The organism is Halobellus captivus, assembly GCF_003697845.1.
GTDB classification, from domain to species: Archaea; Halobacteriota; Halobacteria; order Halobacteriales; family Haloferacaceae; genus Halorubrum; species Halorubrum glutamatedens.
Genome location: NZ_RDQE01000010.1, coordinates 1 through 15569 on the forward strand (window position 1 = coordinate 1; position 15569 = coordinate 15569).

The following is a 15569-nucleotide window of genomic DNA, read 5'->3' on the forward strand; positions in this document are numbered from 1 at the left end:
TTCTCAAACTGTTTCAGCAACGCCGAAGCAGAAACAGCAAACGAGTGGCTGAGATCGTTCGCATTCGCATGGAATCAGCTTATCTGAACACTACCCAGCCGTGGCGATCGCTCCGCCGTGTGTACCTTCCTTCCGCCGCGTGTCCCTACTCTCCGCCGATCACCTAGTACTCGAGGACGCCGGCGTACCGATCGAGCGCGATCACCGTTCCCGCGCCGACGATCGCGGCGACCGCGAACCGCGGGAACGCGCTGGTCCACGCCTCGCCGGAGTCGGCGAGCCGGACGGAGACCTCGAGCACCGGGGCCCGGAGCGCGCCGACGATCAGGCTCACGAGGAACGCGAGCGTCGCGGCGCGGGCGGTCTCGAGCGCACGCCGCACCGCGTGTGCGATCGTGAACAGTCCGACGACTCCGCCGGCGAGGAACGCGACGATCGGCGGGGCGGTCCCGACGGCTGCGGCGAGCCCGTCGCCCGAGACTGCCGCGGCGAGCCCGTCGAGGAACGCGCTCAACGTTCCGGCCATGAACTCGTACTGGCCGAGGACGATCAACAGGAGCGACCCCGAGAGCCCGGGAAGCACCATCGCGCTGACCGCGATCGCTCCCGAGAGGAACACGACCGGGAGCGCGTGACCGAGGGCGGTCGCGCCGTACCCCGACGCGAGGAAGGCCGCGAGGAAGCCACAGACCGCCGCGACCTTCCGGCCGGACGTTCCGAGGTCGACCGCGCCGAGGAGCACGACCGCGGAGGCGGCGATCAGCCCGAAAAAGAACCCGTACGTCGCGACGGGAGCCGTCGCGAGGAGCGTATCGACGAGGCTCAACACGAGGACGACGGCCGTGCCGATGCCCGCGCCGAGCACGGCGAGAAAGCCGCCGTCGACCTCCCGGAACGCCGCTCGCGCGTCCGATCCGTCGGCCGCTCGGATCCCTGCCACCACGCGCGCTATCCGGCCGGGCTCGATCGCGGTCACCGCCGCGATCAGGCGCTCGTAGATCCCGACGACGAGCGCGATGGTCCCGCCCGAGACGCCCGGGACCGCGTCGGCGGTCCCCATCGCGAGCCCCTTCAGGTACACCGCGAGCCAGTCGCGGGCGTCCGCCATCTCGGTCAGGCCGCCGTGGACGCGTACTCGGGAGCGACGAGCGAGGCGCTGGTGTCGTTGCCGCCGTCGCCGGCGGCGTCGTTGCCGCTTCCGTCGCCGGAGCCGCCGTCACCGACCGGGCACTCGGGGTCGCCGGAGGGACAGTCGACGATCTCCTCCTCGAGTTCGACGGTCGCGGCGGCGTCGTCCTCGCCGATGACCTGGCCCTCGGTGACCTCGACCTGTCCGACGCTCCGGGTCGTGTACAGGTCGTCGTCGGTCGTCGTCCCCGTGGTGACCTCGTACGGGCCGGTGGCCCGAACGCTCGTGTTCGTGTACCCCTCCTCGGGGCCGAACTCGTCGTACCCGGTCGTCGAGTACGGTACCGTGAACTCGAAGCTCCCGTCGTCGTCGGCGGTCGCGTACTGGGTGTACTCGAACGTCTGGCCGGACGGCTTCTCCATCTCGACGGTCGCTTCGACCTCCTCGCCCGGCTCCGCGCCGCTGCCCTCGATCGTCGCGCCCGGAACGCGCTCGAACGTCTTCACCCAGTCGTCCTGGAACGCGGCGAGGGCGGACTCGCCGAGGACCGCCTCGAAGTCCACGCCGAGCTGCTGGAGGACGCCGATCTGACCCGCGGAGGCTGACCTCCCCTGCGACTCCGTCGCGTGGACGAGCCGGTGGTGTTCGAGCGCCTCGACGCGCTCGGAGGGGAGCCCGCCGACGCCGCCGACCTGGGCGCTCCCGTCCTCCTCGACGTACTCGCGCGCCGCGGAGACGTTGTCGAACTGCCGGACCATGGTCTGTGGGTCCTCCGGCAGTACGGCGAGTTCGACCTGCTCGCCGTCCGCCGTCCGTGCCGTCTGGACGTCCCAGTCCACGACGACCGGCGCGGGCTCGACCGCGCTCCCGTGGTGTTCGTACAGCCGGATCATCTGGCTCTCGTGGTAGCGCTGGGTGTTCACCTGCATCACCGTCTGGAACCCGCCCTGCTGGGTCTGCTGGTAGACCACGCGGTTGAAGTCGTCCCGACTCACGTTCCCCTCGTCGTAGAACGTGACGGGCGCGCCGAACTTGGAGTTCGGCGAGGCCATCTGCCGGTCGACCATCACGTACCGGGTGTTCTCTCCCTCGTCGCTCTGGCCCGCGAGCACGCCCCGCGCGGCCTCCTCGCTCGGTGCGAGCAGGTAGTTCGCGGCCTCGGCCGCGTTCTGTTGGAACGGGTTCGCGTTCGGGATCCGCTCCGCGCGGGTGGTGATCCAGTGGCCGTAGTCCCACCACGACTGGACGCCGTAGGCCCCCTCCGGGTAGTCGAAGTCGCCGTCGGCGGGACGCTCGTACGTCGCGTACGGGTCCATCGCGTTGTCCGCGCCCTCGAGCTCGCCCGGCTGGGGCGTCTCGTCGTTCATCCACTGGAGGCTCTCGTCCCACTCGACGACGCTCCCGGGACCGGTGTTCGCGCCGGCGGTCCAGACCGGCGTCGCGACCGCCACGAGCGGGACGATCAGGACCACGATCACGGCCGCGGCCGTCAGCACCTGCCAGCCCTCGATCTCCCGGACGGAGTCGAGCGACCGGAGGTCGATCGCGTCGAACGCGAGCTGGAGGAAGTACGCCGCGCCGACCGCGACCACCACCGCGAGGTAGTAGTTGAACCGGCCCTGGGTGAACGCGGCGCTCCCGATGAACGCCGCCCACACGACGAAGTAGAGCTCCTCGGCGTCGTACTCGACGAGGAACGTCGCGCCGACGAGGAATCCCGCGGCGACCACGAGCCCGACCACCTGCCAGCTCACGCCGGCGAGGCCGCCGATCGTGTCGTACACGCCGGGCAGCGCGTAGACGGACCCGACGACCGCGAGCGCGGCGGGGATGTAGAGGGTGTGGTTCGGGTCGTCGGAGCGATAGAGGGGTCGCGCGACGACGTAGAGGACGGCGGCGAGCGCGAGGAAGAACGCGAGCCCGTACTGGCCGAGGACGAAGTCGGCGAAGGAGGCCTCCTGGAGGGGCGGCTGTCCCTCGCCGATGGTGCGGAAGCTGGCACTCGCGCTGAAGCCGACGAAGTTCAGGAGGTTGCTCGTCAGCGTCGACCACAGGGAGGGGAGCGCGAGCCACAGGAATCCGGCGGAGACGGCGATCAGCCCGCCGACGGCCGGCGGGTAGGTGTCGGGGTCCAACCCGTCGCGCGCTTCCCACTGGCGGGCGAGCCACGCGAGGAAGACCGCGCCGACCGCGACGCCGAGCGGGAGGGCGACCTGGAGGAGCGAGTAGGCGGTCGTGGCGAACGAGAAGTCGTTGAGCGGGATCAGCTGCATCACCGCCGTGACGGTCATCGCGACCGCGCCCGCGAACGCGACCGGTTCGGGGCTCCGGTCGTGGTAGACGTCGCTCGTGATCTTCACCGCGAGGTAGACGCCAGTGATCCCGACGAGGAGGATGCCCGGCTGCCACGTCCAGATGTAGAGGCCGAGCGCGACGCCGGCGGCGGTCGCGAAGGCGACGGGGCGGCGGAGGGCGTCCCGATCGCGGTCGACGACGAGTTCCCACACCGGTTTCTCGCGTTCGGCGACGCCGAAGGCGACGAGGAAGGCGAGGACGGCGAGGCTCTGGAAGAGCACCTCGGCCGCGCTGTGGTCGGGGAAGCCGACGAGAGAGTAGCTGAAGAACGTTCCGGGGAGGAGGGCTAAGACGACCGCGCCCGTGACCGCGGCGTATCGGTCGACGAACCGGCGGGCGATGAGGTACGTGGGGATCGCGACGAGCGAGCCGGCGATCGGGGCCATGACGAGCATGACTTCCTCGGTGCTCCCCATGATCGGCCGGGCGATCCAGACGCTGACCGCCATGATGTGGTCCCAGAGGGTGCCGAACTGGCCGGCTTGGTTGCCGAAGGGGAAGCCAGTCCATACGTCGAATGGCATCGTGTTCGGCCAGTTCTCGAGGAGGTAGTTCGTCTCTCGGAGGTGGTACCACGGGTCGTTGCCGCGGAAGTAGACTTCGCCGTTCTGTATGAAGTTGCCGTACGAGCGGGTCCGCGTCCAGAGCATGAGGGCGAGAATACCGACGAGTGCCGGGACGTGGTACCAGCGTTCGAGGAGATCGAGCGGGGACGAACCCGACTCCTCGGACGAGTCCTGTTGCTGGCTCATTGTAGGTAGGGATTCGGAAAACGTGCTTAAGACTTGTTATATACTAATCAGGCGTGTCGCCCGATTATGATTCAGCCGATCCGTTCGAATAGCGGTCGCTTCGGTAAGTTGTCGAGGATCGTCCCTCGAAATCGCGTGGAAATCGTGAAGAGTACGAAGAAGTATGTCCCTGCACCTACCGCAACTAGTATTATGACCATGACGAAATTCGATTCGGCGATTCGATACGTGCTCTCGACGCGAAGGCTCACGGAAATGACGACACCCATCACGCCCGCAGAGATCCACTGTCGAGCGATCTCCCCGAGAGGAATCGAAAATTCTAGCAGTGATGAGAGGGTCAGGTAAGCGACGGCGAGGCTGACGGCAACCGATGCGGCTGTCGCAACGGCCGCGCCGACGACGCCGTAGAACGGAATCAAGGAGATGTTCAGTAAAACGTTGATGATGATGAACACCATGTTAATACGGAACGCCATCTCGGGACGGTCGACGGCGTTGAGCGTTGCCGTGAATTGTCGCTGATATCCCTGTATCAGGGTGGCAAGGATCAGAATCGAGAGAACTGTTGCCCCCTGCGTGAATTCCTCACCGTAAACCCGGAGTAGACGCTCCCCGAGCAATGTTCCGCCGACTAAGCCTGGAATCAGTATCAGACCAGCGTACGTCAGCGCCGTCTCGAACAAGTCGCGAACCGACTCCGTCCCCTCCTCGGATGACAGTGCACTCATTTCTGGGAACAGGGTTTCGCTTAGCGATCCGCCGAAAAGGATCAGAAACACCGCAATGTTCCATGCTGCCGTGTAAATTCCGACGAGCGAGGAAGATACGAAGAATCCGAGAACCGCCACATCGACCCAGTTGAACGCCTGAGTCCGGAGTGATCCCAGCCATGAGAATTTCGCATACTCGACGATCCGTCGATAGTGATCCCGAGTTGGAAACCGGATCCGGCTGAAGTTCCGGACGGCGATCACGGCGCCGGCGACCGCGACGAACAAGTAGCCGACAGCGTACCCAACGAACAACGCTCCGATTCCGTATCCAACAAGGATCGCGCCGATCTGGACGAGGCTTCGGGTACCGGTACGAATCGGCTTGAACGCTCCCGAGACGTGGACGAGCCGCTGACCGTTCAGGACCGAGCTCACGGTCGACTGTGCGAGGTTGACGAACAAGAACATGATGACGACACCGGCCGCAGGGTAACCGATGTACTCGTTCACCCGTCGGTCGAACGAGAGGATGAGGACCCCGATCGCGAGGAGAAGCACGAAGCCGAGCGTGACGCCGGCGATGGCATAGGCGGACTGATCGCCGCCGTCGCTCTCGCTTACACGTTTGGTGATGGATTCCGGGATCCCCATGGTGACGACGATCCCGAGCCAAGAGACGGTCGAGAGTACGAGGTAGTAGGTTCCGAGAGTTCCGGATCCGAGGAATCGAGCGATAAATACGGTCGCCGCAAACCCGAGCGCAGATGCGAGAAACCGGGACCCGAAGTGAACGGCGGACGTTTGTCCCAGTCGCATACATTCACGAGTGTTGGTCAGACCATTAAGACCGCTGTTTGCGAGCACACGACACGAGTAAATACGTCACGTCATGTAGCCAAGCTCGTGGAGACGGCGTTCGACCGTCCCCTGAGGCTCGTTTCCGTCCGTGGCGACGCCAACAGGAGAGAGCTCGTCAACGACATCATCGACATAGGTTCTGTTTATGCCCGTATCAGGAGGAGTACGGCGTGGTGACGGCTCGTACCGAATCCCATCGTTACGTCGAATGGCATCGACGACGACGTGATCGTCCTGTTCATGACAGACCGCGTGCCACGGACCGAAGTACGGCTCCCGCTCTACAGCGGGGAGTGGAAGTTCGTCTCCCGGCTCTTCGACACGGTAAGAGGTAGTTATCGCGTCACCACTCGGCGGAACGAAATCGGGATTCTCCCCGGCACGGGCGGCGGCAACCGCGGTTGGGAACCGAGTGAGAGTCGCGGGCGTGTGAACGACCTCGTCTCGACTTCGACCAGGAGGTTTGACCACCAGCGGTACGTGCGCCAATTCGTCGCCGATCCCCCAGCTGTGATCGATCAATTGGACCGAATCGTTCAGCACGCTGTACTCGCCGAATCCCTCTCCGTGATCGCTTGTCACGACGACGAGCGTGTCGTCGAGAACGCCCGCATCCGCGAGTTCATCGAGCAACCGCCCCAGATAGGCGTCTGCCTGGCGGACGCAGTCGTCGTAGAGGCTTTCACTCGCGGCCAGTTCCCAGAACGGTCGATCCCCGAGGTAGCGTGTCGTGAGCGGACCTCCCATCGCCTCACGGTGGAGATCCCGGAGTGTAGCACCCCCCCACCGGTCGAACTCGTCAAGCGGCAGATACGGATAGTGGGCGTCCATGAGATTGAGACAGGCCGCCCACGGCCCCTCTCCTCTCTGTCGCCACTCCGAGAACTCGGAGACGTATTCACCGCCGTGTTCGATCCGTGGATCATACACCCCGCTCGTCGTTCCGATCTCCCTCGAAACGCCGTTAATAACTGAACGGAGCGGCGCGTCGCTACCGAGGCACGCACGGAGATACGCGACGTATCCCGGATCGCCGGGAACCGCCTCCGGCCCCAACGCGTCCGGGAAGACGAGTTCGTCACGTTTCGGTCCTGCCACGTGATCGAAAAAAGACGCGAGATTGGACGATTCGGCAACGATTGCGTTCGGAGTGAACAGTCCGGTCCGATATCCTTCCGCCGAGAGTGTCTCCCAGACCGTATGTCCCGGCCGTAGCTCGGATCCATGAGACGTAACCCGATGCTCTGCGACGTGGTACCCCGTAAAGAGGCTCGCATGACTCGACACACTGTGGATTCCGGGGGCCCGCGCGTTCGTGTACGTCGTCGCTCCGTCCGCGAACTCATCCAGGCGGGGTGTCGTCTCTCGAGGGTAGCCGAGATGACTGACGTTCCGTGCCCGAACGCTGTCGAGGACCACGAGGAGAACGTTGGGATCGGCCATAGCGGGATGTCCGGGTGTCCACATATGTAGACTTCGGTCAGCAGCGTCGGATCTAGGCCATGTTTTCCTTCCAGTAGAAGGATAGGTATTTCGCCGTCTATCCGTAAGCGAAAACTCATCTGGGACGAACCGACTCGATCAGATACTGTAGTGACGGTGAGCTTCAATGAATGGGCCTCTGAGAGTCTCTCACGCCTCCAGGCGGAGAAAAATCGTTACCGAGCCGAAGCGCACGTCCCCTCTACTACGTCTAGGTCGGTACGCTGCTAAGGGTGACCAAGCACCACCGCTGGGGGACGAACGTCTTCGATCGTGATTGGGACGTACTTATGGTTCTTGACGCCTGTCGGGTCGTCGCGTTGCGCGCAGTCGTCAACGAGTACGACTTCCTCGGAGAGATCGATGCGATGAATTCGGTCGGCAGCACGTCCTTCGAGTTGCCCGAAACGGAGCAGCTAGAACCGCCCGGTTACCTGCAGTGGGTCCGCTATCACCCACGTTACTCGTCCAGTACTTCCGCGACCACTTCGTCAAGTTCGTCGGCATCGACCCGGATATCGACACCAACCTGTTCACCGTTGATGGGAATGTATCCGTGTTCGAGCGCCGTCGCGAGACGATCGAACGTCGCGATTCGCTTGTCTCCGAACAGTTCGACGAGCGTCAGATCGTCGCCGAAGACAACGTTCGTCAGTCCCGCACCGTGTGGACCAACGATGAGCTCGGCCCGCGAGAATAGCTCGATCTGTTCTCGGACGCTTAGGTTACTGAGCAGATACGTATCGATGTCATATCGGTTAAGGACTCGTTGGAGTTCGTCACGGTTCGCGACGCGCCGGACGGTCGCGTCGCCGCGACCAACGTAGATCCGCTCGGAACCGTCACCGTCCAGTGACGAGACGGATCGTCGCATCCGATCCCGGAGCCACGTACACTCCACAGACGTCGGGTCGGGGAAGGTCGGGACGACGAGCGTCGCCACGGCCGCGATACCCCCTTCCCACCGGCGGATCTCACCATCGTAATCGACTATCGAGAGCGATTCATCGACCCATCCGGGAGGATCAGGGGGAATCAATACCGTTGGATATCGACCGGTTTCTTCGGCGTAAGCCTCGATCAGGCGGATTCGAACGAGACCCTCCGCCGTCCAGTGGTAGTAGTTGATCCACGGAGGGATCGCCAGTGTGACGAGATCGAGGCGGTCGTCCGGATCCACGTCGCCCGAGAGTGCTTCGAGCGTTCGTCGGATCCCGTTCTCTCGCATCGACTGCGCGATGGAAACGCCGGTTCGTCTCGTCTCGAGTGGCGGGGTGGCGACCGTGTCCGCGACGACCGTACCGTCGGCGGTAACCCCCGGACCTGTGGGCCCTAAAATCGTCGCATTAGGAATCTCACAGACGAATCGATCTCCCGGATCATATTGCTTGGGAGTCTCGCGGTTCCGGAATCCGGCTGCTCCCTTGATCCGCATCGATCCCTCGTGGGAGTCGGTGACGACTGGTTCGAACAGGGACGGAAGCGACGAACGCGACAGTATGTCGACATGGTCGTGGAGGTATCGACGGTACACGAGCCGGTAGAGCAAAACGTCCTCAACGACGAGATCTGTCCCTGCGCGAACGAGTTCCCAAGGACCGTCCTGACGATATTTCCGGATTGCGCGGCCCGGGACGTGTCCGAGTTTCATCCGTATCGAAGAGTTTCATGTGGAAGATATAATGGTATCGAGACAATGGTCTTATTGTAGACCACAACCGGATACCGATTACTGGTAACTCTGGGGCGGATCGACGGATCCGAACCGATAAGCAGGGAGCGGACTGTGAATGTATGTGGATGGCCCTCCCCAACGTTCTACTCGTCGTACTTGACAGCGTTCGTGCGAGAAACGTCGGATTGTACGGATACCATCGGGAGACGACACCGTTTCTGTCGACATACAGCGATCGTGCGACCGTCTATCGACAAGCCAGATCACCCGGGATACACAGTGTTGCCAGTCATGCCAGCCTCTGGACCGGTGCGGAAGTCGTTGAACACCAGGCTACCCGCCACACGGACGGGATACAGCCCGAAAAGACGATCTGGGGAGAACTGGCCGAGAACGGTTATCGGACGGGGATCTTCACCGTAAACTCGGTCGTCGCACATGCTTCGAACTTGGTTGAACCCTTCCACCTGGTAGAAACAGACGACTTCTCCGACAGCGCCGGGAAGCCGTTTCCCGACGCCCATGGTCCGACGGATGTCGCCGCTCACGAAGGGGTCGCGGGAAATCTGGCCAGGTCACTCCAGGACGATGCCCCGGTCAGGTCATTTCTCAACGCTGTGGACCATCTGTACCGGAAACAACGTGGACGACTCGAAACAAACCTCGATTCCGAGACACTGATCGAGCGGTTTCTTGAGTGGGAGGCTGACGTGGACGGCCCATGGGCAGCGTGTCTCAATCTGATGGATTCGCATTTCCCGTATGAACCCGCCGAGGAACACGATAAGTGGAGTGACGACACACTCGGATCGCTCCATGATGGGTTCGAGAAGCCACCCGCTAACGAGTTTGTTCAGGGGCGTCCTTGGTGGCAACTGGAGGCGTTCAAGAGCTTGTATGATGGGACGATACGGGAACTCGACGCCCATCTCGAACGGATCGTGACGGGACTTAAGCGGGCGGATGTCCACGACGAGACGCTCGTCGTGATCACGAGCGACCACGGCGAGGGGTTCGGCGAGATCAGCCGTCTCACAGGACGGACACGCCTGGTCGATCATAGTTGGGGGATTCACGAGGTCGTGACTCATGTTCCGCTTGTAGTCAAGTATCCCAGACAGACCGACCCGACCACCATCAAGGAACCAGCTACAATTACTGGATTCCCAGACAGTGTCAGGGCAACACTGGAAGGGTCTTGCCCACGTGACTCGTTTGTTCCGGATGGACCAGTGATCGCCTACACAGAGCGACTCCTCGCCGATCACGCCGATGTTTTCGATGACAGCGATGAACCAGTGACTGCATACTACGGTCCGTGGCGGGCGGTATACGAATCCTCGGATAACGGTGATGTCGTCAAGTACGCGGGCCATGGAAATAACGCACTGACGCTCCGCGTAAGGAACGCACAGGACGCGATACTGGTTGATAGAACCGGTTCGGAGATGATAGATCGCGTATTCGATACGTTTGAGCCGGTAGATATACGACAAGAACCGGGAGATATATCGGAGAAGACGGAGGAACGTCTATCGGATTTGGGATATATACGATGAGCGAGATGGATAGTCTATGGACGTCGGATCCATGCGAAACGTCTGTTATTGTTCCCGTCTATGAGGACCCAGATGGGATCCGAACAACGTTAGAATCGCTTACCATACAGTCTTGTGAACAGAAACATCACTACGTCGTTGATAACGGTTCGACGGATGAAACTCGTACGGTCATACGATCGTATACACAGGCTCACGACTCGGTGACGTTGTTACTGGAAAACGAGATCGAAGGGTCCTACGCCGCCCGAAACAAGGGAATCCAGCACGCTGATGGCCACGTGCTCGCTTTTCTCGATGCCGACGAAACTGTCGATGACGACTGGCTGGAAACCGCTCTCAACGCGATGAACGAACGGAAAATCGACTACCTCGGCTGTAACGTCGAACTCACGCTCCCCGAAGACAGTCTCGTCGGCCGATACAACGCCAGAACTGGCTTTCCAGTCGAACGATACCTCGAAGAAGAGCACTATGCGCCCACCTGCGCACTGCTCGTTCGACGGGAGGTGTTCGAGGACATCGGGCTCTTCGACGCCAGATTGATCTCCGGTGGCGATCGTGAGTTCGGTGAACGCGTCTATGAGGCAGGGTACGACCAGGGCTACGCCGAGGATGCGGTCGTCTTCCATCCGGCTAGAACGTCTTTCGGATCCCTCGCGAAGAAGAACTTCCGAGTGGGGCGCGGATTCTGTCAGAAGCAACGATACTATCCTGAGCGCTACGGGAAACCTGGAATCCCGCCGACACCAAGCGACCCAAGTGATGGTAACGATGAGGGCGAACCAAACTCGCTGTACATACGACTCGCGTTCACGATCCTCTCGATAACGATGCTCGCCTGTCGCGGCCTCGGCTATTACTACGAGTTCCTCTTCGGTGAGGAGCACGACCTCGAAGCGCCTACGCGTTAGCCTTCTCCACGACGTTCGGCGTCACGATCGCGTACAGATACCCCAGACCTACGGCCCCAGTGAACGCGAAGATCGCGATCAGCTGTTTCACCTCCGGTACCGACGGGGACCGAACCAACCCCCTCACACGCCCGGGAACGAAGTGCGTCAACAGCTGGTTCAGGTACTCGCCCTTGTCGTCGGGGGCGTCGGGATAGAGGAGATCCATCACTCGCTTGGAGTACCCCTGCCAGAACGAGCGGAACAGTAACCACCGGAACTCGCCTCGATAGTCGAACAGCGTGTGGTGGACCACGGCGTCCTCGGTGAACACCATCCCCTTCCCGTACTCATTTAACAATCGAATCCCGACCGGGGCCTCGTGCGCCTGGAGATGCTTGTCCCCCTTCCGGCCGGTGTTCGGGTCGTATCCACCGACCGCGAGGAAGGCCTCGCGCCGGTAGGAGATGTTCGATCCGTACGTGTTCCGAACCTCCTCGCCGTCCTCGGCGAATCCCGGTTCCACACATCCCACCAGCCAGTAGAACTCCTCCGGGAAGAAATCCGGCTTCTTCGTCTGCCAGTCCGGACGGACATCGCCGCCGACCGCGATCGCGTCGGTTTCCTCGTACACGTCCACCAGCCCACGGACCCAGTCCGGTTCCGCGGTCGCGTCGTCGTCGATGAACGCCACGATTTCTCCGGAGGCCAGTTCGGCTCCTCGCGTCCGGCTGTAGGAGATCCCGCGGTTCTCCGCGTTGTTGTGAACGACGAGGTCCTCCTCGCATCCGAAGTCGTCTTGAACACGATCGTGGACCTCCTCGTTCCCGTCGACGACGAGCACGACCTCCAGCGGTTCGTACGTCTGTGCGAGCACGCTCTCGACGCACTCGGAGAACGGTCCGTATCGATCCATCGAGTACGTACAGACGACGACGGAGACCTTCATTCACCGAAGATTCGACGAATCCTCGAATAAGGATTGTGCTTCCGAAACGGAGGTCCACGTACGATCCTCCGTCGTCGGACATTCATCGTTCGGTGGGTCGGATCATCTCGAACTCGCGAACTGCCCCGCCACGGACGACGACGACGCCATCGCGGTCGACGTCCCACTCCATGCCGACGGTCCAACTCCTCTCCTCACCACGTCAACCCTTCATACGTAATCTCATCGCGCCGCTCGATTATCCGTCGGCCGTCGATCACGACCCGCTCAGCCATGGCGTCGAACTCGTCGTCCAGCGCCGCGAACTCGTCCCAGTCGGTGACCACGAGCGCGCCGCTTGCCCCCTCGAGTGCGGCCGCCGCCGAGTCCGCGTACTCTATGTCGGGGAAGCGCTCGCGCATCGTCTCGGTCGCGACGGGGTCGTAGCCGACGACCTCGGCCCCACGCTCCTCGAGTCCCTCGATGACGGGGATCGCCCGGGAGTTACGCGTGTCGTCGGTGCCCGGTTTGAACGCTAATCCCAGAACCGCAACGCGCTCGCCCGCGACGTCGACGTGGCCGTCCAGCAACTCGAGCATGCGTTCGGGCTGGCCGTCGTTCACCGCGACCGCGGCGTCGAGCATCGCGGGCTCGTACTCTCGCTCGCGGGCGACCGCGCGGAGCGCGTCGACGTCCTTGGGGAAACATGATCCACCCCACCCTACCCCCGATCGCAGGAACTGCGCGCCGATCCGGTCGTCGAGACCGACCGCGTCCATCACCTCGTAGGCGTCGATCCCGAACCTCTTACAGATGTTTCCGAGGTCGTTCGCGAGCGAGACCTTCGACGCGAGGAAGGCGTTGTTGGCGTACTTGATCGTCACGGCCGTCTCGGGGTCGGTCCGGACGACCGGGGCGTCGGCGGCGGTGCTCTCCAGGAGCGGCTCGTAGAGGGATTCGAGCCGGTCCGCGGCCCACGTCGACTCCGTGCCGAAGACGACCTTGTCCGGATCCCGGAAGTCCGCGACTGCGGTCCCCTCGCGGAGGAACTCCGGGTTCGTCGCGACCTCGACGCGGTCGGCGACCGTTCCCGCACCGCGACGGACCGCGTCGCGGATCGTCGCCACGCCGTCCGGCGTGACCGTGCTCTTGACCACGACGAGGTGCCGGTCGTCCCCGGTCCCCGCGGGCGTCTCGCCGGTCGTCCCCGCCAGCGCCTCGCCGGTCGTCTCCGCGGCCGCGGAGAGCCCGGCGAGGTCGATGCTTCCGTCGGGGTTCGACGGGGTGCCGACCGCGAGGAACGTCACGTCCGAGTCGGGGACGGCGTCGTAGGAGGTCGTCGCCCGCAGTCGACCGGATCCCCCGTTGCCGGCGTGTTCGGCCAGCAGGTCGTCGAGTCCCGGCTCGTGGATCGCCGCGTGCCCGTCGTTTATCGCCGCCACCACGTCGGGGTCGATGTCGATGGCGGTCACGTCGTGGCCCGCGTCCGCGAGGCAGGCCGCGAGGGTCGTTCCGACGTAGCCGCTGCCGACGACGCTCACTCTCATGGCTGTGAGACCGCGTCCCGGACGCAAGAACGTTCCGCGTCTCGACCGGTCGGACATCGGGTCGGCCTCTTCCTCCGCCGTCGACCGGCTTAACCCGCCCGCCGCCGAAGCCGCTCGTATGTCGACCGACGGGACGGGCTCCGCCGTCAGCACGCGGTGGGAACTGTTCGTCGTCGCCGCGTTGCTCGCGCTCCCCGTCGCCGTCGCTCCGGGTACGGGCGTGAATCCGACACTCGTGAGCCTCTGGGGGCTCGTCAACGTGGGCGCGCCCGGCTCGTCGCTCGGGATCGATATCTATCCGGTCTGGACCTACTTCGCGACCCAACCGAGGTCGTTCGGGTCGCTCCCGGCGTCTATCCGCGTCTGGCCGCTCGCGACCGCCTTCCACCTCGTCGCGACGATCAGCGCGGGGAGCGGCGTCGCGGTCGGCCGCGAGGACCGACGCGTGACGGGCGGCCTCCTGGTACTCGCTGCGCTCGCGAGCCTGTGGGTGGCGGTCGGCGTGGCGGGACGGTTCGGCGCCGGGACCGCTTCGGGGTGGCCCGCCGTCCTCCCGGTCGGCGCGGTGGCGACCCTCTCGGTCGCGGCGAGCGCGTACCGGCACGACCTCCGTGCCGTCGTGATTCGCGGCTGACCACGAGATCCGCGCGACCGCGGAGCGTCGTACTCGACCACGACGGGGAGAGCGCCTTTCGGGACGGCCGGCTCACCGGCCGTCGTCGTCGAGAAACACCCGGGCTCGGTCGATGAGTTCCGAGCGGACCGCTTCTCCGGTCGACCCCTCCCCGTCTCGGGAGACGGCCTGGTGGCGCTCCCGAAGGAACGCCTCGAACGCCCGCTCCGCGAGCGCGCCGACCGTGACCGGGTGGCCGTGGTCTTCGATCCGGGTCGCGATCCGTCGAAGGCGTTCGTCACTTCCGTAGGTCACGGCGGCGTCCGCGGGCGAAACGTCGTTCGTGACGTTGTCACGGTGAACGCCGGTGTCGCTACCGCCTCGCACGTCGGACTCGGTTCGGATCACTCCCCGGCCGTCAGTCTTGTTCCGGACGACGACGCCCGCGGCGGGGCCGTCGTACCACGCCGACGACGGGACCGTGTACGCCTCGGGATCGAAGTCCCGGGCGCGGCGCTCTCGCTCGACGGCGTTCACCGCGTCGAGGCCGAGCCGCTCGAAGATCGCCTCGGCGGCGTCCGGCGGACGAAACGCGCCCGCGTCAGCCGACCACACGTCGTGTCCGAGAAACGACGGAGTCCGATCCCAGTCGTACTCGGTTCCGCGCCGACTGGTGGCCACGCCGAAGAAGACGACGTCCGCCACGTCCTCGACCGCGTTCCGGAGTGCCTCCCGATCGAACCGCTGCCGGACGTGTCTGGCCGCGTGGCGGTACGCGGCCGGCAACTCGTCGGGGTCGTCGTAGACCGCGTCGCGGTCGCCGAACCGGATGAGTCCGGACTCGTCCATCCGGAACCGGAGGTGCGGGCCGTCGATCAGTTCGAGGAGCCAGAGGTGGCCGGTGAGGAGGTCGTCCGGCGCGCCGGCTACGGTCGGGATCGGTGGGTAGCGTTTCATGTCGTGTGGACGTGAGCGACGTCGGCCGGAGCCGATCGATCGTCGGTATCGTCTCCGGGGCGGACCCCGATGGTTCTTGTGGCGGCACGACGGGTCGCACTCCGG

Annotated in this window: 11 protein-coding genes and 1 pseudogene; 4 read left to right on the plus strand and 8 right to left on the minus strand. The window is 63.9% G+C overall.

Translation table 11 applies throughout. The features are described from left to right. Positions 1–87, plus strand: a pseudogene (locus tag EAO78_RS12095) (IS6 family transposase); the annotation flags it as partial. A gap of 76 nt (positions 88–163) precedes the next feature. On the opposite strand, the gene EAO78_RS12100 reads toward EAO78_RS12095, so the two are convergent. From EAO78_RS12100 to EAO78_RS12120, 5 genes are all read right to left on the minus strand, one after another. Beyond that, positions 164–1108: a DUF368 domain-containing protein gene (locus tag EAO78_RS12100; RefSeq protein ID WP_122106099.1), complete on the minus strand. Its 945-nt coding sequence runs from the start codon at positions 1106–1108 to the stop codon at positions 164–166. A gap of 5 nt (positions 1109–1113) precedes the next feature. Continuing rightward, entirely contained in the window at positions 1114–4236 is a 3123-nt protein-coding gene (locus tag EAO78_RS12105; protein ID WP_122106100.1) for an oligosaccharyl transferase, archaeosortase A system-associated, read from the minus strand. Positions 4237–4307: 71 nt separating this feature from the next. Beyond that, positions 4308–5768 carry an oligosaccharide flippase family protein gene (locus EAO78_RS12110; RefSeq protein ID WP_122106101.1) on the minus strand — a complete coding sequence of 487 codons (1461 nt, stop codon included), beginning with the start codon at positions 5766–5768 and terminating at the stop codon, positions 4308–4310. A gap of 66 nt (positions 5769–5834) precedes the next feature. Then, on the minus strand, positions 5835–7253 hold the full coding sequence (locus tag EAO78_RS12115) for a sulfatase (RefSeq protein ID WP_162498072.1): 1419 nt from the start codon (positions 7251–7253) through the stop codon (positions 5835–5837). A 499-nt stretch (positions 7254–7752) separates the two neighbouring features. After that, complete coding sequence (locus tag EAO78_RS12120; protein WP_162498073.1) at positions 7753–8727, minus strand: glycosyltransferase family 61 protein; 975 nt, start codon at positions 8725–8727, stop codon at positions 7753–7755. 365 nt (positions 8728–9092) lie between these two features. Here EAO78_RS12120 and EAO78_RS12125 point away from each other — a divergent pair, with 365 nt between their 5' ends. Beyond that, complete coding sequence (locus EAO78_RS12125) at positions 9093–10526, plus strand: sulfatase-like hydrolase/transferase (protein ID WP_162498074.1); 1434 nt, start codon at positions 9093–9095, stop codon at positions 10524–10526. Between the two features lie 5 nt (positions 10527–10531). Next, positions 10532–11440 (plus strand): glycosyltransferase family 2 protein, encoded by a 909-nt coding sequence (locus EAO78_RS12130; protein WP_122106245.1) that lies wholly within the window; start codon positions 10532–10534, stop codon positions 11438–11440. Here EAO78_RS12130 and aglG read toward each other — a convergent pair. Together aglG and aglM are read right to left on the minus strand one after the other, a co-directional pair. Further along, positions 11430–12368, minus strand: coding sequence for a glucosyl-dolichyl phosphate glucuronosyltransferase (gene aglG, locus EAO78_RS12135; RefSeq protein WP_122106105.1), 939 nt, complete (start codon positions 12366–12368; stop codon positions 11430–11432). The genes EAO78_RS12130 and aglG overlap by 11 nt on opposite strands. 194 nt (positions 12369–12562) lie before the next feature. Then, complete coding sequence (gene aglM / locus EAO78_RS12140) at positions 12563–13894, minus strand: UDP-glucose 6-dehydrogenase AglM (RefSeq protein WP_122106246.1); 1332 nt, start codon at positions 13892–13894, stop codon at positions 12563–12565. 118 nt (positions 13895–14012) lie between these two features. On the opposite strand from aglM, the gene EAO78_RS12145 reads away from it, so the two are divergent. After that, a complete protein-coding gene (locus tag EAO78_RS12145) occupies positions 14013–14528 on the plus strand; it encodes a TIGR04206 family protein (RefSeq protein ID WP_122106106.1) in 516 nt (171 codons plus the stop codon). A 72-nt stretch (positions 14529–14600) separates the two neighbouring features. Here EAO78_RS12145 and EAO78_RS12150 read toward each other — a convergent pair whose 3' ends face one another. Further along, positions 14601–15464, minus strand: a complete 864-nt coding sequence (locus EAO78_RS12150) for an RNA ligase family protein (RefSeq protein WP_122106107.1) — start codon at positions 15462–15464, stop codon at positions 14601–14603. Positions 15465–15569 lie beyond the last annotated feature (105 nt).

Bases quoted from the DNA above. Each gene is read 5' to 3' on its own strand.
- EAO78_RS12110 (WP_122106101.1), bottom strand. From the start codon at position 5,768: ATGCGACTGGGACAAACGTCCGCCGTTCACTTCGGGTCCCGGTTTCTC.
- EAO78_RS12120 (WP_162498073.1), bottom strand. From the start codon at position 8,727: ATGCGGATCAAGGGAGCAGCCGGATTCCGGAACCGCGAGACTCCCAAG.
- EAO78_RS12150 (WP_122106107.1), bottom strand. From the start codon at position 15,464: ATGAAACGCTACCCACCGATCCCGACCGTAGCCGGCGCGCCGGACGAC.
- EAO78_RS12115 (WP_162498072.1), bottom strand. From the start codon at position 7,253: ATGGCCGATCCCAACGTTCTCCTCGTGGTCCTCGACAGCGTTCGGGCA.
- EAO78_RS12145 (WP_122106106.1), top strand. From the start codon at position 14,013: ATGTCGACCGACGGGACGGGCTCCGCCGTCAGCACGCGGTGGGAACTG.
- EAO78_RS12105 (WP_122106100.1), bottom strand. From the start codon at position 4,236: ATGAGCCAGCAACAGGACTCGTCCGAGGAGTCGGGTTCGTCCCCGCTC.
- aglG (WP_122106105.1), bottom strand. From the start codon at position 12,368: ATGAAGGTCTCCGTCGTCGTCTGTACGTACTCGATGGATCGATACGGA.
- aglM (WP_122106246.1), bottom strand. From the start codon at position 13,894: ATGAGAGTGAGCGTCGTCGGCAGCGGCTACGTCGGAACGACCCTCGCG.
- EAO78_RS12100 (WP_122106099.1), bottom strand. From the start codon at position 1,108: ATGGCGGACGCCCGCGACTGGCTCGCGGTGTACCTGAAGGGGCTCGCG.
- EAO78_RS12130 (WP_122106245.1), top strand. From the start codon at position 10,532: ATGGATAGTCTATGGACGTCGGATCCATGCGAAACGTCTGTTATTGTT.
- EAO78_RS12125 (WP_162498074.1), top strand. From the start codon at position 9,093: ATGGCCCTCCCCAACGTTCTACTCGTCGTACTTGACAGCGTTCGTGCG.